General features: G+C 39.6%; 19 protein-coding genes. 16 read left to right on the top strand and 3 right to left on the bottom strand.

The features are described 5' to 3' along the window. The first annotated feature begins 72 nt into the window (after positions 1 to 72). From gyrA to L0M98_RS01600, 12 genes are all read left to right on the top strand, one after another. Positions 73 to 2,589 carry a DNA gyrase subunit A gene (gyrA, locus tag L0M98_RS01655; RefSeq protein WP_186975384.1) on the top strand — a complete coding sequence of 839 codons (2,517 nt, stop codon included), beginning with the start codon at positions 73 to 75 and terminating at the stop codon, positions 2,587 to 2,589. A 43-nt stretch (positions 2,590 to 2,632) separates the two neighbouring features. Next, positions 2,633 to 3,877: a tetratricopeptide repeat protein gene (locus L0M98_RS01650; RefSeq protein WP_227214710.1), complete on the top strand. Its 1,245-nt coding sequence runs from the start codon at positions 2,633 to 2,635 to the stop codon at positions 3,875 to 3,877. A 187-nt stretch (positions 3,878 to 4,064) separates the two neighbouring features. Beyond that, positions 4,065 to 4,874, top strand: coding sequence for an SDR family oxidoreductase (locus tag L0M98_RS01645; RefSeq protein WP_227214709.1), 810 nt, complete (start codon positions 4,065 to 4,067; stop codon positions 4,872 to 4,874). Positions 4,875 to 5,069: 195 nt separating this feature from the next. Next, complete coding sequence (locus L0M98_RS01640; protein ID WP_227214708.1) at positions 5,070 to 6,512, top strand: DUF3078 domain-containing protein; 1,443 nt, start codon at positions 5,070 to 5,072, stop codon at positions 6,510 to 6,512. A gap of 4 nt (positions 6,513 to 6,516) precedes the next feature. Beyond that, entirely contained in the window at positions 6,517 to 7,563 is a 1,047-nt protein-coding gene (locus L0M98_RS01635) for a nucleoid-associated protein (RefSeq protein ID WP_227214707.1), read from the top strand. A gap of 2 nt (positions 7,564 to 7,565) precedes the next feature. After that, positions 7,566 to 8,600: an endolytic transglycosylase MltG gene (gene mltG, locus L0M98_RS01630; RefSeq protein ID WP_227214706.1), complete on the top strand. Its 1,035-nt coding sequence runs from the start codon at positions 7,566 to 7,568 to the stop codon at positions 8,598 to 8,600. Between the two features lie 111 nt (positions 8,601 to 8,711). Then, complete coding sequence (gene rpsF / locus L0M98_RS01625; RefSeq protein ID WP_199691956.1) at positions 8,712 to 9,059, top strand: 30S ribosomal protein S6; 348 nt, start codon at positions 8,712 to 8,714, stop codon at positions 9,057 to 9,059. Positions 9,060 to 9,062: 3 nt separating this feature from the next. Further along, a complete protein-coding gene (gene rpsR / locus L0M98_RS01620; RefSeq protein WP_018336357.1) occupies positions 9,063 to 9,332 on the top strand; it encodes a 30S ribosomal protein S18 in 270 nt (89 codons plus the stop codon). A gap of 21 nt (positions 9,333 to 9,353) precedes the next feature. Beyond that, positions 9,354 to 9,794 carry a 50S ribosomal protein L9 gene (gene rplI / locus L0M98_RS01615; protein ID WP_099292461.1) on the top strand — a complete coding sequence of 147 codons (441 nt, stop codon included), beginning with the start codon at positions 9,354 to 9,356 and terminating at the stop codon, positions 9,792 to 9,794. 128 nt (positions 9,795 to 9,922) lie between these two features. Beyond that, complete coding sequence (gene uvrA, locus L0M98_RS01610; protein WP_227214705.1) at positions 9,923 to 12,682, top strand: excinuclease ABC subunit UvrA; 2,760 nt, start codon at positions 9,923 to 9,925, stop codon at positions 12,680 to 12,682. A 34-nt stretch (positions 12,683 to 12,716) separates the two neighbouring features. Next, positions 12,717 to 13,478 (top strand): dihydroorotate dehydrogenase electron transfer subunit, encoded by a 762-nt coding sequence (locus tag L0M98_RS01605; RefSeq protein ID WP_099292459.1) that lies wholly within the window; start codon positions 12,717 to 12,719, stop codon positions 13,476 to 13,478. Beyond that, positions 13,466 to 14,371 carry a dihydroorotate dehydrogenase gene (locus tag L0M98_RS01600; RefSeq protein WP_099292458.1) on the top strand — a complete coding sequence of 302 codons (906 nt, stop codon included), beginning with the start codon at positions 13,466 to 13,468 and terminating at the stop codon, positions 14,369 to 14,371. Before L0M98_RS01605 ends, L0M98_RS01600 begins: the two co-directional genes overlap by 13 nt. 54 nt (positions 14,372 to 14,425) lie before the next feature. Here L0M98_RS01600 and L0M98_RS01595 read toward each other — a convergent pair whose 3' ends face one another. Then, complete coding sequence (locus L0M98_RS01595; RefSeq protein WP_099292457.1) at positions 14,426 to 14,848, bottom strand: helix-turn-helix domain-containing protein; 423 nt, start codon at positions 14,846 to 14,848, stop codon at positions 14,426 to 14,428. Between the two features lie 649 nt (positions 14,849 to 15,497). On the opposite strand from L0M98_RS01595, the gene L0M98_RS01590 reads away from it, so the two are divergent. Next, complete coding sequence (locus L0M98_RS01590) at positions 15,498 to 17,276, top strand: aminopeptidase P family protein (RefSeq protein ID WP_227214704.1); 1,779 nt, start codon at positions 15,498 to 15,500, stop codon at positions 17,274 to 17,276. A gap of 60 nt (positions 17,277 to 17,336) precedes the next feature. Here the strand turns inward: L0M98_RS01590 and L0M98_RS01585 are convergent, their stop codons facing one another. Further along, positions 17,337 to 18,059 carry a hypothetical protein gene (locus L0M98_RS01585; RefSeq protein WP_227214703.1) on the bottom strand — a complete coding sequence of 241 codons (723 nt, stop codon included), beginning with the start codon at positions 18,057 to 18,059 and terminating at the stop codon, positions 17,337 to 17,339. A gap of 192 nt (positions 18,060 to 18,251) precedes the next feature. Between L0M98_RS01585 and L0M98_RS01580 the strand changes: the two genes are divergently transcribed. Together L0M98_RS01580 and L0M98_RS01575 are read left to right on the top strand one after the other, a co-directional pair. Then, the gene (locus L0M98_RS01580; RefSeq protein WP_099292454.1) at positions 18,252 to 18,785 is read left to right on the top strand and encodes an RNA polymerase sigma factor; all 534 of its coding nucleotides are present in this window, start codon (positions 18,252 to 18,254) and stop codon (positions 18,783 to 18,785) included. Then, the gene (locus L0M98_RS01575) at positions 18,778 to 20,067 is read left to right on the top strand and encodes a hypothetical protein (protein WP_227214702.1); all 1,290 of its coding nucleotides are present in this window, start codon (positions 18,778 to 18,780) and stop codon (positions 20,065 to 20,067) included. Before L0M98_RS01580 ends, L0M98_RS01575 begins: the two co-directional genes overlap by 8 nt. On the opposite strand, the gene L0M98_RS01570 is transcribed toward L0M98_RS01575, so the two are convergent. After that, on the bottom strand, positions 20,064 to 20,549 hold the full coding sequence (locus L0M98_RS01570) for a hypothetical protein (protein WP_227214701.1): 486 nt from the start codon (positions 20,547 to 20,549) through the stop codon (positions 20,064 to 20,066). The genes L0M98_RS01575 and L0M98_RS01570 overlap by 4 nt on opposite strands. 200 nt (positions 20,550 to 20,749) lie before the next feature. On the opposite strand from L0M98_RS01570, the gene purH reads away from it, so the two are divergent. After that, on the top strand, positions 20,750 to 22,288 hold the full coding sequence (gene purH / locus L0M98_RS01565) for a bifunctional phosphoribosylaminoimidazolecarboxamide formyltransferase/IMP cyclohydrolase (protein ID WP_227214700.1): 1,539 nt from the start codon (positions 20,750 to 20,752) through the stop codon (positions 22,286 to 22,288). Position 22,289: the final 1 nt, after the last annotated feature.

The following is a 22,289-nucleotide window of genomic DNA, read 5'->3' as shown; positions in this document are numbered from 1 at the left end:
TTAATTCATCGTTTTTATTACATTTGTGGGATTTTGGGAATAATGAATTAAAAGAGTAATTTAATATTATAAATGGAAAACGTCGGAGAAAAAATTATTAAGATCAACATCGAGGAGGAGATGAAATCTTCGTACATTGACTATTCAATGTCGGTGATCGTGTCGCGTGCATTGCCTGATGTTAGGGACGGTTTGAAACCGGTACAGAGAAGGGTATTGTTTGGAATGAGCGAATTAGGTGTAACATCCGGTAAGCCATTCAAAAAGTCAGCGAGAATCGTGGGAGAGGTACTCGGAAAGTATCATCCTCACGGGGATAGCTCGGTGTACATGGCAATGGTGCGTATGGCTCAAAGATGGTCTTTGCGTTACCCGTTGGTGGACGGGCAAGGTAACTTCGGGTCTGTGGACGGGGATAGTCCTGCTGCCATGCGTTACACGGAGGCTCGCTTAATGAAGATTTCTGAAGATATTCTGGCTGATTTGGATAAGGATACGGTAAACATGATACCGAACTTTGACGAATCGTTGAAAGAACCGAGTGTTATGCCGACCAAGATACCTTTATTATTAGTGAACGGAGCTTCCGGTATCGCGGTGGGTATGGCAACGAATATGGCACCTCATAACGTGGGTGACACGGTAGACGCTATTTGTGCTTATATAGATGATAACGATATCGAAATTGATGACCTGATACGGATAATCAAAGCCCCGGATTTCCCCACGGGTGGAACAATTTACGGGTACAATGGGGTGCGGGAGTCCTACCACACGGGAAGAGGACGTATTATAGTGCGTTCCAAAACATCCATTGAAACTACTCCCCACGGACGGGAAAAAATCATCGTGCATGAAATCCCTTACATGGTGAATAAAGCCGAATTGATTTCCCGTATTGCCGATTTGGTAAATGAAAAGAAGATTGACGGTATTTCGAATATCAACGACGAATCTGACCGGAGTGGTATGCGTATCGTGATTGACCTGAAAAAAGACGCGATAGCCAACGTGGTATTGAATACCTTGTTAAAACATACAGCTCTTCAAACTTCTTTCGGGGTAAATAATATTGCTTTGGTTGGAGGACGCCCTCGGCTATTGAACTTGAAAGATTTGATACGTTTGTTCGTGGAGCATCGCCATGAAGTGGTAATTCGCCGTACGCAATTTGAATTGAAACAAGCGGAAGACCGGGCTCATATTCTGGAAGGATTAATTATAGCCAGTGACCATATAGATGAAGTTATTCGTATTATTCGCGCATCCAAAACACCGGATGAAGCGAGAAATACTTTAATGGAAACTTTCTCTTTAACGGAAATTCAGGCACGGGCCATAGTGGAAATGAGATTGCGCCAATTAACGGGGCTTGAGCAAGACAAACTGAGAGCGGAATATAATGATTTACTCAAGTTAATCGAGCACTTGAAGGAAATTTTGGCTAGCGTGGAACTGAGAATGCAAATCATTAAAGATGAACTTTTACAAGTAAAGGCTCAGTATAATGACGAACGTAGAACCGATATCGTGTACGCTTCCGAGGAGTTTAACCCCGAAGATTTCTATGCAGATGAAGCAGTGGTCATCACGATTTCTCACATGGGATATATCAAGCGTACCCCGCTTTCCGAGTACAAGGTACAAAATAGAGGAGGGGTAGGGTCCAAAGGCTCCGCGACTCGTGACGAGGATTTCCTCGAACACATGATTATGGCGACAATGCATAATACCATGTTGTTCTTTACCGAAAAAGGAAAGTGTTTCTGGCTGAAAGTTTGGGAAATCCCGGAAGGCTCGAAACAATCGAAAGGTCGGGCAATACAGAACCTATTGAATATAGAGCCGGACGATAAAGTAAAAGCATATATCAACACGCTGGATTTAAAAGAAAGCGATTATATTAACAGCAATTACATCGTGTTATGCTCCAAGCAGGGTATTGTCAAGAAAACCACGCTGGAAGCCTATTCTCGTCCGAGAGCAAACGGTGTGAACGCGATCACGATTAAAGACGGGGATCAACTATTAGATGCCAAGTTGACTAACGGTGAAAATGATATCATGATAGCCGTGAAATCTGGTAAAGCGATTCGTTTCCCGGAAGCAAAAGTGCGTCCCATGGGTAGAACGGCATCCGGGGTAAGAGGTATCACTCTGGATAGTGAAAAAGATGAAGTGATTGGCATGATTTGTGTTGAACCTGACAAAGCAGACGTGTTGGTTGTTTCAGAAAACGGATATGGAAAACGCTCTAGCATAGAAGACTATCGAATCACGAATCGAGGTGGCAAGGGTGTGAAAACCATTAACATGACAGATAAAACGGGAGAATTAATCGCACTATTGGATGTTACGGATGAAGATAACTTGATGATCATTAATAAATCCGGCTTGACTATCCGACTTGACGTGAGTACGCTGCGAGTTATGGGACGTAACACTCAAGGAGTGAGATTGATTAATTTGCGGAACGATGACGCTATAGCCGCTGTCGCTAAGGTTTCAGCTTCAAAAGAAGAAGAGGGACAGGAAGAAGGGCAGGAGAGTACGAATGTAGAGGAAGCCGGAGAAAACAATGAGGAATAATTATTTACAAATAATATCTAATTGGAACACAAATTTTAAACGTATGAGAAAACTAACTTTTATCATTGCCCTTCTGCTTTGCGTGAATGTGTCTTTCGCGCAAATGGGAAAAGTGACATCTGCTGTTAGCTTTTACACGCAGGGAAAGCTAGATAAAGCAAAAGAGCTAATCGATGAAGCTATCGGACATGAGAAATGTGTAAACAACCCGAAAGCACACTTCGTGAGAGGACAGATCTATCAAGGTATCTTCGAGAGCCAAGATGAAAACTACAAGAAATTATCTAAAGACCCGCTTCCGATTGTTTGGGAATCTTTCCAAAAGGTAATACAATTGGATGATAAGAAGAAATTTGAAAAAGACTTGAAGGCTCAATTTGCCAATCTTGTTGTTGACTTCACTAATCAAGGTATCATATGTTATAACGAAGGTACCAAAGTGGAAGAAGCACAAGGAGCTGAAGCGGCTAAAAGTTATTTCCAAGCAGCCTTCGATAATTTCAAAAAGACTTTGGATCTCAATGTTTCTCCTTATGGAACACAGAAAGTGGATACTGCCGTGATCTATAACGCGGGTGTTGCCGCTCATAAAGCCGGTAATGTGGATGAAGCTATCGAGTATTACAAAAAGTCTATGGAATTGGGTTACGAGGCAAACAGAATTTATGCCATGTTAGCCAGTATCTATTTAGGCAGAAGCCGCGAAGCCAAAGAAGCCGGGGATTCAATTACCGCTAAAGCAATTCAAGAAGAAGCAGTCAAGTATTTGCAAGAGGGGCACAAATTATTCCCGAATGACGAATATATGTTGATCGAACTTATCAACTATTATCTGATGGGAGATACCCCCGCGAAAGCTGAAGAATTTTTGGATGCAGCAATCAGACTGGAGCCGAATAAACCTGATTATTACCGTGCTAAAGGTCAATTATACGAGAAAATAAACCAACCTGATAAAGCAGAACAAATGTATATCAAGACGTTGGAATTGAAACCGGATGATTTCTTTGCACAGTATAACTTGGGAAATATCCAGTTGAACCGCGTAATCGAAGCACACAAGGTTGTTATGGATATCGTTGATGTTAAGGAATATAACGCAGAACTTGCCAAGATTATGGATCAATACGAGGCTGTGGTTCCTTATTTTGAAAGAGCTTTAGAATTACAACCGAACGACAAAAATACTTTGATTACTTTGAAAGAATTGTATTATCGTTTGCAAGCTAGTAAAAAGCAATATGAAAGCAAGTACAACGATACAATGTCTAAGCTTAACAACATGTAATACAGCTATATAAAAGAAGAGGGAAAACATCCCTTTTCTTTTTTATATATATTACTTATCATAATATGAATTATAAAACATTTATATAATAATCTTTTTTCTTATAGAGATTGTTTATTCTTTTAAACTTGTTATTATATTTGTAAGTTAAAACGAGGAAATTCTAAATACCTAAGAAACAAGATTCATGCAAAACAAAGTGGTGATTATTACAGGTGCATCTTCCGGTATTGGTAAAGCGTTGGTTTATGAATTTGCCAGACGCGGAGCCAAAATTTCCATGGGTGCCAGAAATACAGAGGAATTGAAAAAGATTGAGGATGACCTGAAAGCAAGCGGAACGGAAATTATTTCCGTACAGACGGACGTCACCCGTGAAACGGATTGTAAAAATCTGATAGAGAAAACTCATGAGCGTTTTGGCAGAATTGATGTCCTTGTGAATAACGCGGGAATTTCCATGCGTGCTCTATTTGAAGACTTGGAAATAGATGTTATACGTCGTTTAATGGATGTCAATTTTTGGGGAACCGTGTATTGTACGAAATATGCATTACCTTATTTATTACAGACAAAAGGCAGTTTGGTAGGTATTATCTCCGTGGCAGGCTTCCTCGGTTTACCGGGAAGAACCGGATATTCAGCCAGTAAATTTGCTGTCCGCGGGTTCTTGAATACGTTACGTGTCGAGAACTTGAAAAAAGGTTTGCACGTACTTGTTGCCGCCCCGGGATTTACGGCATCCAATATTCGTAAAACCGCTTTAGTTGCTGACGGTAGTCAACAAGGTGACAGTCCAAGAGCCGAAAGTAAAATGATGAGTGCTGAACGATGCGCTCAAATCATTGTAAATGGAGTTGTTAAGCGGAAACGTGAAATTATTATGACATTGGTTGAAGGAAAAATATCCGTGTTTTTGAGTAAATGGTTCCCTAGCTTGCTGGATAAACTTGCTTATGGTCATATGGCAAAGGAGCCGAATTCTCCATTCAAATAACAAGTTAATTATCTCATGAGGTTTGTTGTTGTTGTAATTATTATTTTTGCCCTATCCCAGAATACACTTTTTGCACAGGAAAAGACGGACTCTCGGGTTATAACGGTACGTCCATCGTATATTTTACCGGTCAAACATACTCGATCAGACTCTCTTTATCACACAAAACCTCAGATAAGATACGCGTATAAACAATTGAAAAACACTCATATAGGCAATCCTGCGGCTCGATACGCTCTGGAGAATCTAAAGAAAGAGCGATTAAAGTACTATGAACTCAACCGGGCAATTAATACGTTGAGAGATTATGCAGAAAACGAGCATATTAAATATATGCTCGATTACGTGAGGAGTTATTTCAAAACAGTACAGGCAAAGGAAGAAGCTATCAAAAGAATACAGGAACGCATATCGAAAGATAGTATTGATTTTTACAAACAACATCCGGACTTGGATTCATTACGCTTGTTGGACTCAGCCCGGTATGATATATTTCTAAACCCGAATTTGGAAGCGCTTGTAGCATTTATGGAACAGGATGAAAACTACCAATGGATGAAAGAGAGAAGTCGTGATTCTGTTCTGGTTTCCGTGTTGGGTGTATCCAATCGTTCTAAAAATATTTGGTTGAACACGGGACGTACGGAGTATCATCGTTTAATGACAGAAAATTTCCGTGGGGATACGATTAGCGGTTGGATAAAAACCCTACCTGATGGTAAACAGATGAAGTTCTTTTTGGATGGAGATGTTTATCAAACCAAGAAATTTGCCATATTGCAAGAACTGCGCGAGGAACCGTTACTCGTGGCATCCGATTCGATTTATTTTGTTCTCGCCGAGATGAAGATCGGGACACTCGAAAGACGGCATTGGACTTATTATTCCGATGTCACGTTGTCTTTCGGACAAGGTTTTATTAGTGACAACTGGGCAAGTGGAGGTGAAAGTTCTCTTTCTATTCTCTCTGATTTAAAGTATTTTATTAATTATAAAAAGAAAACCACGACATGGGAAAATTCATTCCGTTATCGTTTGGGGGCGCTGAAAAGCGGAAGCGAGGAATTGAGTAAAAATGAAGATAAATTAGAGATACAATCAAAAGTCGGTGTAAAAGCTTTCAGACATTGGAATTATGCCACGCAGTTTGATCTGAATACTGTTCTGTTTAATTCTTACAATGCTTCGGATCGGGAAACCGTGATTGCCAATTTTTTGTCACCTTGTAATTTTACGTTATCTTTGGGTTTGGACTTTAAACCCAAGGATAATATTTCATTGTATCTCTCTCCTATTGCCGGACAATGGGTATATGTACGGGATACAAATAAAGTGGATGTAACCCGGTATGGTATTGAAGCCGGGAAAAGATATAAAAGTGATGCCGGTGCCAAGATAGAATTGAAGAACAAACATTCTCTCTTCAATTTTCTTGACATAGACAATCACTTGATGTTATTCTCAAGTTATTACGAGCAGCCGGAAAAACTGACGGTTGACTGGCGTCTGACATTGAAATTCAAGATAAATTATTTCATGCAGACTTCGATATACGCCAACGCGGTGTATAATCAAAACGATTCGAAAAAAATACAGTTTAAAGAAACATTGAATTTAGGAGTACATTTTAGATTTTAGCATTATGATGAACTTTGATACTTGTGAGATAAATAATATCGTGATTCACGATATCGGTAATAAATACGAGGATGGTCAAATACGCCTTTCCGAGTCATGTTTTCTGCCGGATGATGCGGACGTACACAACCTATTGAAAAGTTATTTCCTCTCCCCTTTCAAGAAAGACGCTTATTATCGTTTTGCACCCGTGGAGGACGACTTGTATAATAACTTGGTATATAGTACTGTAAGTTCTGTTTTTGAAGATGAATCCAATCTATACGAGGCTTCCGTGAATATCGCGCAACATTTGTTTGACCAATCCAATCATCCGAATATCAAGGCGGGAGAACTCTATATGGTGCATTTCAAAAACTGTGTGTTGGAAGAAGGTCCTTGTGATGCCGTTGGTATCTTCAAGTCCGAAACAAAAGATACTTTCTTGAAAATTATTCTTAATGAGAATAGTTACCAGCTTGAAAGTGAACGAGGTATTAATATCAAGAAATTGGATAAAGCTTGTCTGATATTCAATGTTGACGGGGAAAACGGTTATCGGGTAAGCATTCTCGATAAAACGAACTCCTCGGAAGCTGTTTATTGGACAACGGATTTCTTGGGGTTGGAACAGTGTGATGATAACTATTTCCAGACATCCAACTACTTGAAACTTTGCAAAGATTTCGTGCAAGAGGTTTATAATCAAGAAAATGATATCCCGAAAGCAGACCAGATTGATATGTTGAATCGCTCGATAGATTATTTTAAAAAGGCGGACGTGTTTAACGAGAACCTTTTCAAGGATGAAGTTGTCAATGATCCACAGATAATCAATGCTTTCGAAGATTTCAAAAATTATTACGAGGAAAAGAACGAATTGTCTTTAAAAGACCAGTTCGATGTTTCCAACAGTGCGGTTAAAGATGAAAAGAGATTCTTCAAGCATATATTGAAATTGGATAAGAATTTTCACGTGTATATACACGGGCAAAAGAAATATATTGAAAAAGGATATGATTCCGCCCGTGATATGAATTACTATAAATTATATTTCAGGGAAGAAAACTAATTATGAGTAAGATAGTAAAAAGAATTCTTGTATTTGTTATAATAATCATGGCGTTAGTGGCTGTCATGGGTGGAATCGGTTATTATTACGTGTTCTCCCCTAATACTGTCGTGACAGATGATGGAATTCTTTATATCCGGGATAGTAATTCTGTCGCTCAAGTGTTTAAAACACTGCGAAGCCGGGGATACATCAAGAATCCCAACACCCTCAGTAGCGTGGCGAAACTGAAGAAGTTTTCTTCTTCTGTAAAATCCGGAAAATATAAAATCCGTGATGGAATGAACAACAACGAACTGGTTAATATGTTTCGGGCGGGAAATCAAGTTCCGGTTCATTTTACCTTTAATAATATGCGGACTATTGAAGAGTTTGCCGATGAAGCTCAAGAAGAATTGGCTGTTTCCAAAGATGAATTAATGGCTTTACTGACAGATTCGGACGTTCTCGCGGAATTAGGGTTCAATTCGAATACCATTTTGGCGATGTTTATTCCAAATACGTACGAGATTTATTGGAATATCCCGGCCATAGATTTGCTAAAACGGATGAAAAAAGAATATGCCCGCTTCTGGAATGAAAACCGTATGGCAAAAGCCAGAGAAATAGGATTAAGTCCCGAAGAGGTGATCACGTTAGCTTCAATTATAGAAGAAGAGACTGTAAAGGCAGAAGAATACCCTGTCATCGCCGGAGTTTACATGAACAGATTAAACAAAGGAATAAAATTAGATGCTTGTCCCACGTTGAAATTCGTGCTCGGTGATTTCACGATCAGCCGTATTCTGGACCGTCATATGCAAATAGATTCTCCTTATAATACTTATATGTATGCCGGACTGCCCCCCGGCCCTATTCGTATGGCTTCAATAAAAGTTATAGATAGTGTTCTGAATTACCAGAAACACGATTATTTATTCTTTTGCGCGAAAAGTGATTTTTCCGGCTACCATAATTTCTCCCGTACACTTCGGCAACACAATGCCTATGCCCGGGAGTACCATCGAGAGTTGAATAAACGCAAGATATGGAAGTAGAAAGAAAATCTAAAATTGAGGATTTCTTTGTAAATCCAAACAAAAGTGCTAACTTTGCGGGCGATAAAATAATTTTTATTAGATTAATGTATTAATAAACAATCAGTTATGTTGAATCATTACGAAACCGTTTTCATCACAACTCCCGTTTTATCTGAAATACAGGTAAAGGAAGCGGTAGAAAAATTCAAGGCTGTTATTACCGAAAATGGAGGTAATATCGAGCACGAGGAGGCTTGGGGTCTACGCAAGCTGGCTTATCCAATCCAAAAGAAGACGACAGGTTTTTATCACTTGTTTCAATTCGAAGGAGAAGGAACTTTAGTTGATAAACTGGAGACTTCTTACAGACGAGACGAAAAAGTGATTCGTTTCTTGACGTTCAGATTAGACAAGTATGCTTACGAGTATGCATTGAAAAGAAGAGCAAAAAATCAAGTAAAACAAGAGGAGAAATAAGCCATGGCACAGAACGAAAGTGAAATTAGATATTTAACCCCCCCAACGGTTGAAATCAAAAAGAAAAAGTACTGTCGATTCAAAAAAGCAAAAATCAAATTTATCGACTACAAGGATCCGGAATTTTTAAAGAAATTCTTGAACGAACAAGGCAAGATTCTTCCCAGAAGAATTACCGGAACTTCTGTAAAGTACCAAAAGAAAGTAGCAACCGCAGTGAAGAGAGCAAGACATCTTGCTTTGTTGCCCTACTTAACCGACTTGATGAAATAATTTTAAGGAAGGAGGACACAAATGGAGATAATTTTATTGACAGATATAGCAAACTTGGGACATAAGGATGACATCGTTGATGTTAAGCAAGGTTACGGTCGTAACTATCTTATCCCTCAAGGTTATGCTATTTTAGCAACCCCTTCAGCAAGAAAAGTTGTAGCGGAAAACTTGAGACAAAGAGCTCACAAAGAAGCTAAATTAAAAGCTGAAGCAGAAGAATTAGCAGCACAATTAGCAGAAGTAAAACTTACCATCGGTGCTAAAACCAGCTCCACCGGTAAGATTTTCGGTTCTGTAAACAGTATCATGATTTCTGAAAGTCTGAAAGAGAAAGGATTCGATATCGACCGGAAGAAAATCGTACTGAAAGACGTAAAAGAAATAGGAACTTATACCGCCCTTATCAAACTTCATAGAGAAGTAAAAGTTGATGTAGAGTTCGAAGTAGTTTCCGAATAAATTAAAACAAGTCATTAACAAGACTTAAACGCATTTCCAAACATATTCCAAACGCTAAAAGCACCCCTCAAAGGGTGCTTTTTTTGTGAGAAAAGTCGTATCTTTGTAGATATTTTGGAAGGACTGATATGAGTAAGCAGAGAATAGAGTTGAAAGGAATACGGGTGCATAACCTGAAAAATATAGATCTTGACATTAAATTAAATCAGTTGGTGGTTATTACCGGGGTTTCCGGTAGCGGTAAATCATCACTGGCTTTTGATACGTTATATGCCGAAGGACAGCGGCGTTACGTGGAAAGTCTTTCTTCGTATGCGCGCCAATTTCTTGGAAGATTGAATAAACCGGAATGCGATTACATTAAAGGTATCCCCCCTGCCGTTGCCATCGAGCAGAAAGTAAACACATCGAACCCGCGTTCAACGGTGGGAACATCCACGGAACTTTATGACTATATTAAACTTCTGTATGCCAGAATGGGGAAAACCTTTTCACCTGTTTCCGGTGAAGAAGTAAAACGTCATAGCGTGGATGATATAAGCCAGTATATACTGGATCAAGACATGGAACAGACCGTCATTATCATGGCAAAATCCAAAGACATGACGGACGATGGACTTCCTCTCTTGGTCAGTCAAGGATTTTCGAGAATTAAATACGGGGATGAATTTATCCGTATTTCCGATTTGATTGATAAAAATGAATCACTTGATCCTGGCAAAGAGATTTTTCTGGTAATAGACAGGCTTCGGATAAACCACGAGAAAGATACCGTTTCAAGAATCAAAGATTCGATAGAAACCGCTTTGTACGAGGGTAACGGAACTTGTTACGTGGAAATAGACGGAAAGATAAAGTCTTTTTCGAATAAGTTTGAAGCCGACGGAATCACGTTCCAAATCCCGACAATAAACACGTTCAGTTTCAATTCTCCCATCGGGGCTTGTCCCAGATGCGAGGGATACGGGAAGATTCTGGGAATTGACGAAGATCTTGTGGTACCTAATAAATCTTTAAGTGTATATGATGATGCCGTCATGTGTTGGCGGGGAGAAAAAATGAGCGAGTGGAAACACTATTTCATCAAAAACGCACACAAGGTAAATTTTCCCGTGCATACCCCCTATTATGAATTGACGGAAAAAGAAAAAGATACCCTTTGGAATAACGAGAGTGGTATATACGCGTTCTTCGAGTATCTTGAATCCAAAAAATTCAAAATACAGAACCGCGTGATGATTGCACGTTATACCGGTAAAACAAAATGTCCGGTATGTCATGGAACCCGATTAAAGAAAGAAGTCACTTACGTGAAAATAAATGGTAGGGCAATAACGGAACTTGTAGATATGCCTATCACGGAATTGAAAACATTCTTTGACTCGTTGGTACTTTCCGAACACGATCAAGTTATTGCCGCTCGTGTGCTTCCGGATATTCATAACCGGATTAATTTCTTACTGGATGTCGGATTGGGATACTTGACTCTTAATCGGTTATCTTCTTCTCTGTCCGGTGGTGAGTCACAACGGATTAACTTGGCAACCTCTCTAGGGTCGGCCTTGGTCGGTTCTTTGTATATTTTGGACGAACCGAGTATCGGACTTCACTCTCGCGACACGGATCGCTTGATCAACGTGTTGCATCGTCTTCGGGACTTGGGAAACACGGTCGTTGTCGTGGAGCATGATGAAGATATTATAAAATCTGCCGATGAAATTATTGACGTGGGGCCATTGGCCGGACGTTTAGGCGGTGAAATTATTTTCCAAGGTTCGTTGAAGGAACTAAAAAAAGCGAATACATTAACGTCAGACTATATTTACGGGAAAAAAACGATTCCTGTGCCTGCCGTCAGAAAGAAATCGGAGCGCAAAATTGTACTTACGGGGGCAACAGAAAATAACTTGAAGAATATTGATGTCACGATTCCTTTGGGCGTGATGACTGCGGTAACCGGAGTTAGTGGTTCCGGGAAAAGTACATTGATTAAAACAATCCTCGTTCCCGCCCTGAAAAAATACTACGGTGATTATTCCGATCGTACCGGGAGTTTTAATAAATTATCCGGTGATATTGATATGATACGCGGGGTTGAATTTATAGATCAAAATCCGATTGGTAAATCCTCTCGTTCCAATCCGGTGACTTACTTGAAAGCATGGGATGATATCCGGAAAATATATGCGGACGAGAAACTTTCAAAATTAAACGGTTTCAAACCGGCACACTTTTCTTTTAACGTACCGGGAGGACGATGTGAAGAGTGTCAAGGAGAAGGTATTATTAAAGTCGAAATGCAATTCATGGCGGACGTTTACCTTGAATGTGAGCATTGTAAAGGAAAGCGTTTCAAGGATGAAGTATTGGAAATCAAGTACAAAGACAAGAATATCTACGATATATTGGAAATGACGGTAAACCAAGCTGTCGAGTTTTTTTCTTCCGGGACAAGTCATAGCGAACGGAGTATCGTGGCGAAACTGCAAAAATTAGTCGATGTCGGGCTTGGGTATATCAAGTTAGGACAAGCTTCCAGTACATTAAGTGGTGGAGAAAGTCAGCGGGTAAAATTAGCTTATCACTTGAGCCAAGAGAATGCTGCTCCTACCCTTTTCGTGTTTGACGAACCCACGACAGGTCTACACTTTCATGATATCCACAAACTGATGGACTCGTTGAATGCCTTGATAGACAGGGGGCACACGGTACTGATTATCGAGCATAACATGGACGTGATCAAATGCGCTGACAACATTATTGACCTTGGTCCCGAGGGAGGAAGTGAAGGCGGATACCTCGTGTTCGAGGGGACTCCCGAAGAATTGGTGAAATGCCAAAATTCGTACACGGGTAAATATTTAGCAGAGAAATTACAAGAGAAATGATTATAAATGAAAATTACTGGGAAATATTGAGTAAATGAAAAAGATTATAGATTTCACGGTCAAAGAAAACCAAAGGTTGAACGATGATACCATTTTATTGGTATTACATTCACCGGAACTCCCGGAGATAAAACCGGGACAATTTGTCAATGTCCGGGTAGACCATTCTCCGTCAACCTTTTTAAGAAGACCGATATCCGTACATGATGTAGATAAAGAGCAGGGATTACTTTATCTTTTCATCAAGATCGTGGGATGCGGCACTTCAACCATGGGAGAATTGCAACCCGGAGAGAAGTTGAATGTTATACTGCCTTTGGGTAATAGCTTCACTATACCTTCTTCTGGTAGACCATTATTAATTGGTGGCGGTTGTGGAGTAGCTCCTATGTTACATCTTTCTCGGGAAATGAAAGCCCGGGGATTATCTCCGGTAGTTTTAATCGGGACTCGCACTAGTAAAGATATTCTTCGTAAGGAGGAATTTGAAAAATACGCCACGGTTTATTACACGACCGAGGATGGTTCTTTCGGGGAAAAAGGATACGTGACACAACATTCAATATTGAATGAAACATTTGACAGTATCTTTTGTTGTGGTCCCGAAGTGATGATGAAAGCAGTTGCCGCTTATGCTAATTCCAAAAATATAGAGTGTGAGGTGTCTTTGGAAAACACGATGGCATGTGGCATCGGGGCTTGTTTATGTTGTGTGACAGACACGAAAGAAGGCAACAAATGCGTGTGTACGGAAGGTCCTATTTTTAATATAAAAGACTTGAAATGGCAGATTTAAGCATCAATATCAACGGTTTATCTTTAAAGAATCCCGTGCTTACGGCATCCGGGACTTTCGGCTACGGAACAGAATTTCAAGATTTTATTGATCTTGAACGTTTGGGAGGATTTATCGTGAAGGGTACAACTCTCAAGCATCGTGAAGGAAATCCTTATCCCCGTATGGCGGAAACTCCTTCCGGAATGTTAAATGCCGTGGGATTGCAAAACAAAGGTGTCGATTATTTTATAGAACATATTTACCCGACTATCAAAGATATCAAGAGTAATATTCTTGTTAACGTTTCCGGCTCTACTGTCAGCGATTACGTGGCAACGGCAGAGAAAATCAATGAATTGGAAAATATTCCCGGGATAGAATTGAATATCTCTTGCCCGAACGTGAAAGAAGGCGGAATGGCTTTCGGTACCTCGTGTGCATCTGCATCCGAAGTGGTGAAGGAAGTTCGTAAGGTTTATAAAAAACACTTGATGGTGAAATTGTCACCCAACGTGACTAGTATTCAAGAAATTGCCCTCGCGGCGGAGAGTGCCGGAGCGGATTCCGTTTCTTTGATCAACACGCTTATGGGGATGGCAATAAATGCCAAAACGAGAAAACCGGTTTTGAGTACGATAACCGGGGGATTAAGCGGACCATGCGTGAAACCCGTGGCACTCCGGATGGTATGGCAAGTTGCCAAAGCTGTTAAAATTCCGGTGATAGGTTTAGGTGGAATTTGTAGTGCAACCGATGCCATCGAATTTCTACTTGCCGGAGCATCCGCAATACAAATCGGAACGGCGAATTTTATTGACCCGACTGTGACAATCAAAGTGATTGATGGGATTAATGAATACCTCGACCAGAACGGTTTCAAATGCTTGAGAGATATTATCGGTTTAATTTAACTTGACTCTCTTACATCTGAGTTGATTTCTGTAACGCTTAGATGTAAGAAGTCTTTATTTCTCGTAATCTTCAAAACTCCCGTCTTCAAAAAAGAGAACAATCCGTTTAATTTTCTTTGTCGGAGATTTGGCAATCGCTTTACCGATAATTTCTATTTCTGTTTTCTTTTCTTTTTCTTGAATCGGGGTGTCTGTTTGTTTTTTAGGCTCATCCAAATCAAATAAGGTAGGTTCCTCGGAAAAATGATTATTCTCTTTTTTAGAGGAGGAAGTATACATGGAGCCATTCCCGGTTATCAACCAACCTAAATCTATATCCGGAAAAGTTTTTGCAATATTATTGATAATATCAAATCCCGGTTTATTTCTTCCGGCTAGAATATGAGAGATCGTGGAGGCATTCACTCCAATCAGAGCGGCAAATTTAGTTGCGGTTAATCCTCTTTGCTCTATAATTTGATTTAATCGTTCTTGCATAACTCCCTCCTTTTGTAAAATTCCACATTACAAATGTAATGCTTCTTGTTGAATTTTCAAAATTACATTTGTAATGGAGTGTATTTACAAATGTATTACATAGAATGAGGAGTAAGAATGTAATAACTGGATTATATTTATATTACTCTAATAAACAATTAGTTCGATTGTATTTATAACATTACAGATTTAACGCTACTTCAAATAATTGATATATCATTAATATTCAACTACTTAATAACAATAGATGTCTTGTTTTTATATTCGAGTAAAACTTCGTAAAAACAGTATAACATATTGGTAAATAGATATATAACTTATATTGTTTACATTTATTCACAAGAACTTAAGGATCGGGATAGAGAAAATAAAGGTTTTCACTTGAATTATCACAATAGAATAGATGAATATACATATTGGTTTTCAGTATATTAAATTCAATTGTATATAGATGTTAATACATCATTTCGCCTTTATGGATCATATCTCCTATCTTTCTGACATGATTAAATTCTGTTTTTTCCTAGAACTTGATGACATTACAAATGTAATCACAAGTATCAATAATATTTTATTTACAAATGTAACATTCGTGTGCTTTGTTATCTGCTTTAAAATCTTTACATTTGAAAAAATAAAAAATCAAGTCATGACGATACAAGAGAAACTTACAGAATTAAGAAGGATTATGCGACGTGAGAATATTTCCGCTTATATTATATCCGGTACAGATCCTCACAATAGTGAATATCTTCCCGCTCCTTGGCAACAAAGAAAATGGATATCCGGTTTTACCGGCTCGTTCGGAACCGTAGTGGTAACAAACGACGATGCCGGATTGTGGACAGATACCAGATATTTTATTCAAGCAGAACAGGAATTAGCGGGTTCCGGTATCGCGTTGCATAAACTTCGGATACCGGGTGCCGTGGATTACCCGCAATGGTTGTCCGAAGTGTTGGAAGCTGACTCTAAAGTAGGTATAGATGGATTTTGTATGTCTGTTAACGATGTGCGCAATCTAAAGAACGTGTTGTCCCCCAAGAATATCACTGTACAAGAACAGATTGATTTACTTGGAGAAATGTGGTTAGACCGTCCTGCTTTCCCTATGGGAGAATTAATGCGATTGGATTTGAAATATGTCGGAGAATCGGCAAGTGAACGCGTTGCACGTGTACGACAATTTATTTCGGCTCAAAGCAGTGATGTCATGCTGTTTAGCTGTTTGGACGAAATCGCTTGGATGTACAATATTCGTTGTAATGATATATCTTACAATCCTCTGGCGATAGCCTATGCCATAGTGGAGAAGGAAAAAGCCCATTTATTTATTAAATTGGATAAAGTAACCCCGGAAGTTCAACAACAGTTACAGGCAGATGGTATTGAATTGCATGATTATCACCATTTATTCTTATTTCTGGATGAACAGGACAAAGAGAAGAAGTATTTGGTAGACACGAATACTTGTAATTATGCCGTGTACTATCATTTAGCAAAACGGTTCGAAACGAAGGAAGTGGAATCACCTGTACCGTTAATGAAATCAGTGAAAAACGAAACAGAACTGGAAGGCTTCCGGTTGGCTTGTAAAAAAGACGGTGTGGCATTGACAAAATTCTTCTACTGGTTGGAAAAGAATTTGACGAAGAGAACGATTACGGAACTTGAAGCCGCGGAGCAATTAGGTAAATTCAGGGCAGAGAACGAGGGCTATATGTCGGATAGTTTCGGATGTATTTCAGCGTATGGAAAAAACGCCGCTCTACCGCATTATTCCGCTACACCGGAACAACAGTCCGAATTACAGCCGAAAGGTTTATATCTGGTGGATTCGGGGGCACAATATATACACGGTACAACGGATGTTACAAGAACGATGCCGTTAGGTGAATTAACTCGTTTGGAGAAAGAAGATTACACCTTGGTTTTGAAAGGAATGATTGACCTTAGTCGGCTATATTTCCCTAAAGGCTCAAAAGGATGTAATATTGACATAGTTGCAAGGTTGCCTTTATATATGAATTTAAGGAATTTCGGGCATGGAACCGGACACGGTGTCGGGTATTTCCTAAATGTTCACGAGGGACCGCAATCCATACGCCCTGATCTTAAAAATCAAGAAATACTTCCCGGAATGGTTACTTCCAATGAACCGGGTTTATATCGAGAAGGTTTACATGGTATCCGCCACGAGAATTTGATTGTTTGTCAACCTAAAGCGGAGAACGAATTTGGCGAATTTTATCAGTTTGAAACCATCACACTCTGCTATTTTGCTACATCCGCCCTTTTAGTTGAATTGTTGACTAAAGAGGAAATCGAATGGCTAAATGAATATAATGAGCGGGTTTATAAAGAGGTTTCGCCTTATTTGACGAATGAGGAAAAGGAATGGTTACAAGAAAAAACACAGAAGATATAGACACAAAAAGAACGCCTTTAATAAAGGCGTTCTTTATTACTTTTTACTAAATAAGAAATATTATTCTTTGGTATAAGATACATATTTGTCGTTTTCTTGGTACACCATACCATTGCTGCTTGAGATAACGGCGGCCAAAGTTATACGGTAAGTCCCAGGCACTGTGATTTTGCTTGCAATACTTGATTCCTCCAGTTTTAATTCTTCTCCTATTTTAGCTTCAGTTTCTGTGTAGCCTTTGATCTCGAAAGATTCAAAATACGTAGCATTTGACGAACTTTTGGCTATAACAAGATATGCTGTTGCATTTTCAACCTTATTAAAAGTGAAAATAAGTACACCATTATTATAGTCTATATCCCCTTTCAGCTTGTTTTTCATACCTTGGGTTGGACTGAAAGAAGCATAAGTTGAAGCACTTTTCCCTTCCGCATTTACACCAGTTATTGTATATGTACTGATAGGAAGTTCTTCAAATGGCGTGGCAGAGATTGTTTTCCATGCGGTTCCATAATCATTTGTTTTCCCCAATAGCATGCTTTTTGAACCACTGGCTGTACAATTCGCAATTTGCTCATTTCCCTGTACTAGAACAACGGGAGTATATTCACTTTCAATTTTAACATCTTCCCCTTCGCCCCCTGAAATTTCTGTTACTTTTTGATTTACATATCCTCCTGCTACAATCTGAAAATCCGGATCGTCACTCTTCAAGCAGGATGTCAAGGAGAACACCGCTGCGAATAAAATTAAGCATTGTTTCAAATTTAAAAATGTTTTCATTTTAGCTGTTTTTTATAGTTTAAAATATTCGTAATCGCATTTGATTTTTGAAATTACACTGCGAATATTCGCAAAAAAACGATAGGATGCAAAAAAAACGGCAGCTTTTTAGTTGGTAATGAATTTTTTTTATTTTTTCGCGTAACGAACGCAACCATTTGCGCAAAACCGCATCTAAGAAATAAGTTATCAATGTGTAATTTGGACAAAATAGTAGAGCGATGCAAGAAAGGAGACAGAAAAGCGGGAGAACAACTATATAATATGTTCTCTGCTAAAATGTTTGCTATATGCATTCAATACTCCAAATCACGCGAAGAGGCTGAAGATAACTTACAGGATGGTTTTATAAAGATACTGGAGTCTATCAGGCAATACACGGGCAAAGGTTCCTTTGAGGGATGGATGAAACGTATATTTATTAATACCGCGTTGGAAAAATACAGGAAAAACCGTTCTCTGCAAGTTGTCGAAGAAGTCCCGGAAGTAATGGATGAAGACGATATTGATGATAATTTGAGCATTCCGTCGGACGTGTTGTTCGAGTTTGTCAATCAATTACCGGAAAAGTATCGGTTGGTGTTCAACTTGTATGTCATGGAGAACATGCAACATAAGGAAATCGCCGCGATGTTGGGTATTTCTGACGGTACGTCAAAATCCAATCTGGCACGGGCAAAAGATATTTTGAAAAAGAAGATAAATGCATATTTGAGAGATGAGTGAGAATTTAGAGAAATTGTTTAAAAATGCCATGGAACAGGTTTCCGTCGAGCCTCCGGCACGAATATGGGAAAGGATTGATTCCCACTTCGTGATGAAGCAACGACGCTTGAAACGCATATATACATATAGCGGAATTGCGGCTGCTGTTATTTTACTGCTGTGCATTACTTTTGTTATTCCCAATCAACAAAACACTCTCTACTCTCCCACTCCTATTGCTGCTATACAACCAATTGATAACTCTCAGGATGAAAACCGAATACTAGCATTTACTTCAACTCCTCATTCAATTCCGGCAGTTACCCGTAAACGGGAAACAAGACAGTCCGGTATGGATTCGGGGACAATCACTCCCGTGCAACTCGCGATTCAATCTTCAAGCGGTCTGGAAGTGGAACAGCCCGAGAGTGAATTGAAAAAAACAAGTGTTCGTGCGGAATTTATCCCGTTGGTAAACGGGAATGCCCTGCAAAATCAAAAGGAGTATATGGCTTTGTTGGATGGTCGAGCACCTGTTGCAAGTACTCCTAAAGAGAAAAAACTTTCCAAGGAAGAGAAAATATTTATGGTTGGAGGTTATATCTCCCCCGGGTATTCATCGGGAAATTACCATGTAAATAATCAAGCTGCTCGTTCCGCTCAATTTGATAACAGTTCGATGAGTGGTATATTCAATTTAGGTGGAGGGTTGACCTTTGCGGTGAAACCTAGCAAACGTATATCTATTGAAACCGGATTGGGATATTCCAGAATGGGACAAAAGACATCAGATGCACAGGTTTTCGTGCCTCGCGGTGATATGGTAAGTTATACTGCTAATACACATGCCTATACTCCACTTGGTAACGTGAAGAATCAAGCAAAAGCGACAGTTTCCAATTCAGAGAATTATTTGTCCTTAAAAGGAGAACAAGATGAAGAAGGAAGTATCGAGCAGCAATTTGATGCCATCGAGATCCCGTTAGCATTCCGTTTCCATTTGAACGATAACAAGATTCGTTTCAGTATATTGGGTGGTCTTGGTGCAAGTTTCCTCGTGCGTAATCATACTTACGTGAATTATAGCGGTAAAAAAGAATTAATGGGAGAAGCTGAAAATATCCGGACGTTTAATATCAGCACGAATGTCGGTTTCGGTATTGAATACCCGTTATCTAAATCCATTCGCCTTAAATTGGAGCCGGGATTCAAATATTATCTACAATCGCTTAGTAAGAATAGTGATATTGACTTCAAACCTTATTCTTTCACTTTCTCTACCGGTATCGGGATTAATTTCTAATATTTCCGGTTCAAGATTTCACTAGCGATGATGGCTTGACGGATATCCAGTTCAAAATGCTTATTTTGGATTTCCGTTTGTTGCTCGTTAGACGGTTCCTCTTCTTCCTCTTTAAATAAAGTCGTGATTCGTTTCCCTCGAACTTTTCGGGCTTCTTGTTGCATTCTTTCCAACATGGCATAGCGTTCTTCATCCGTTCTCCCAAAACCCGTGATACTTTCCTCTTTTTCTTTTTCCAGTTTTTCGGAAAGTTCCTCGTCTTGCCATGCAGGTTGAAATATTTCTTGGGGTTTAAAAATTTCCGGCTGCTGCGTTATGACTACCGTGTCATCATCCGATTCATCAAAAAATTCTTCCGGCTGCTGTACAACCGGACGTGCATTTTTGGCTTTCTTTTCTCTGGAGGACTTTATTAAACCCACGGCTCCTGCCCCTAAGGTCAACGCCAAGTAAACAATCAAATCAAGTGCGCTATCACTCATAATATCAATATATAAATGGCTTTAAAAGCCTTTCGTGAAACCTAAAATTTTATCAAATATACGTATTTTTCAAACACATGGAAACGATATCGAGAAAAATATTACACGAAACCATTTTTTATTTAAAGAAATACTATTCTTTTTTTTTACCTTTGTCAGCAAAGTAATATTACGTTCATACAAAAAAATAGAATATCCGGATGAGAACGAAAAGAGCATTAATCAGTGTATTTGACAAAAGTGGGATTGTTGATTTTGCTAAATCGCTAAATTCTATGGGTTGGGAAATCATTTCTACCGGAGGCACATCCAAGAAGCTAAAGGAAGAAGGAATTAACGTGAAAGATATTTCCGACATAACCCGATTCCCAGAGTGTTTTGACGGTAGAGTAAAAACTCTTCACCCGAATGTAGAAGGAGGAATTTTAGCGATCAGGGACAACGAGAAGCATAAACAGCAAATGACCGAATTGGGGATTGAACCTATTGATATGGTCGTTTGTAATCTATATCCGTTCAAGGAAACCATTTTAAAAGCAGGAGTTTCACACGAGGAAATTATTGAAAATATTGATATCGGCGGACCGACGATGATTCGGGCAGCCGCGAAGAATTATCCTTTCGTGACGGTAATTACCGATCCGGAAGATTATAGTAAGGTGATAGAAGAAATTCAAGCAAACGGGGATACTTCTGTCGAAACCAAGGAATTATTAGCAGCGAAAGTGTTTATTCACACATCTCATTATGATGCTCTAATAGCCAACTATTTTTCAAAGAGATTGAATATCCAATCTCCGAAGACACTGACTCTGACTTACGAGAAGAAACAAGATCTTCGTTACGGGGAAAATCCCCATCAAGCTGCCACTTTCTACACGCAAGTGCAGGAAACAGAGGGAACTTTACCGGGAGCCGTTCAATTGCAAGGAAAAGAATTATCCTATAATAATATAGGTGATACCGACGGTGCGTTGGAAGCATTGAAAGAATTCGACGAACCGACAATCGTGGCAGCCAAACATGCCAATCCCTGCGGGGTAGGAAGTGCCGCTACATTAGCAGAGGCATTCAAAAAAGCATATGACGCGGATCCGGTATCTATTTACGGCGGTATTGTTGCCGCGAACCGGGAAATAGACAAGGCCACGGCAGAAGTTATGGCACCCGTTTTCCTTGAGGTCGTTGTAGCACCCTCCTTCTCGGAAGAAGCACGTGCTATATTCGCGAAGAAAAAGAATTTAAGATTATTACAATTATCCGATATTACCAAGAGAGATTACACGTGTTCGAAAGCGAAAACCGTGCTCGGGGGATTGTTGATTCAAGACATGGATTTGCAACTTCTGGGCGGTGAATTACAATACGTGACCAATCGTCGTCCGACAGAAAAAGAACTGGAAGATATGCTATTCGCGTGGAAAGTGGTAAAACACACGAAATCCAACGCTATCGCTATAGCGAAAGATAAATGCACGACAGGGGTCGGTCCGGGACAAGTCAGCCGGATATGGGCTTTGGAGAATGCAATCCGTCAAGGCGGCGAACGTATTTCGGGTAGCGTGATGGCATCCGATGCTTTCTTCCCGTTTGCCGATTGCGTGGAAGCCGCTCACAAGGCCGGTATCACGGCTATTATTCAACCGGGCGGGTCTATCCATGACCAAGATTCGATTGACGCGGCAAACAAGTATGATATTGCGATGATTTTTACAGGAATGAGACACTTCAAACATTAAT

The sequence above is a fragment of the Butyricimonas sp. DFI.6.44 genome (genome assembly GCF_022132345.1).
GTDB lineage: Bacteria > Bacteroidota > Bacteroidia > Bacteroidales > Marinifilaceae > Butyricimonas > Butyricimonas muris.
Note: the sequence above shows the minus strand (reverse complement) of the source record. Positions and strands in the feature narration are given on the sequence as shown.

Excerpts from the sequence above, each read along its gene's own strand:
- gyrA (WP_186975384.1), top strand. The coding sequence starts at position 73 with ATGGAAAACGTCGGAGAAAAAATTATTAAGATCAACATCGAGGAGGAG.
- L0M98_RS01650 (WP_227214710.1), top strand. The coding sequence starts at position 2,633 with ATGAGAAAACTAACTTTTATCATTGCCCTTCTGCTTTGCGTGAATGTG.
- L0M98_RS01645 (WP_227214709.1), top strand. The coding sequence starts at position 4,065 with ATGCAAAACAAAGTGGTGATTATTACAGGTGCATCTTCCGGTATTGGT.
- L0M98_RS01635 (WP_227214707.1), top strand. The coding sequence starts at position 6,517 with ATGATGAACTTTGATACTTGTGAGATAAATAATATCGTGATTCACGAT.
- mltG (WP_227214706.1), top strand. The coding sequence starts at position 7,566 with ATGAGTAAGATAGTAAAAAGAATTCTTGTATTTGTTATAATAATCATG.
- rpsR (WP_018336357.1), top strand. The coding sequence starts at position 9,063 with ATGGCACAGAACGAAAGTGAAATTAGATATTTAACCCCCCCAACGGTT.
- rplI (WP_099292461.1), top strand. The coding sequence starts at position 9,354 with ATGGAGATAATTTTATTGACAGATATAGCAAACTTGGGACATAAGGAT.
- uvrA (WP_227214705.1), top strand. The coding sequence starts at position 9,923 with ATGAGTAAGCAGAGAATAGAGTTGAAAGGAATACGGGTGCATAACCTG.
- L0M98_RS01605 (WP_099292459.1), top strand. The coding sequence starts at position 12,717 with ATGAAAAAGATTATAGATTTCACGGTCAAAGAAAACCAAAGGTTGAAC.
- L0M98_RS01600 (WP_099292458.1), top strand. The coding sequence starts at position 13,466 with ATGGCAGATTTAAGCATCAATATCAACGGTTTATCTTTAAAGAATCCC.
- L0M98_RS01595 (WP_099292457.1), bottom strand. The coding sequence starts at position 14,848 with ATGCAAGAACGATTAAATCAAATTATAGAGCAAAGAGGATTAACCGCA.
- L0M98_RS01590 (WP_227214704.1), top strand. The coding sequence starts at position 15,498 with ATGACGATACAAGAGAAACTTACAGAATTAAGAAGGATTATGCGACGT.
- L0M98_RS01585 (WP_227214703.1), bottom strand. The coding sequence starts at position 18,059 with ATGAAAACATTTTTAAATTTGAAACAATGCTTAATTTTATTCGCAGCG.
- L0M98_RS01580 (WP_099292454.1), top strand. The coding sequence starts at position 18,252 with ATGTGTAATTTGGACAAAATAGTAGAGCGATGCAAGAAAGGAGACAGA.
- L0M98_RS01575 (WP_227214702.1), top strand. The coding sequence starts at position 18,778 with ATGAGTGAGAATTTAGAGAAATTGTTTAAAAATGCCATGGAACAGGTT.
- L0M98_RS01570 (WP_227214701.1), bottom strand. The coding sequence starts at position 20,549 with ATGAGTGATAGCGCACTTGATTTGATTGTTTACTTGGCGTTGACCTTA.
- purH (WP_227214700.1), top strand. The coding sequence starts at position 20,750 with ATGAGAACGAAAAGAGCATTAATCAGTGTATTTGACAAAAGTGGGATT.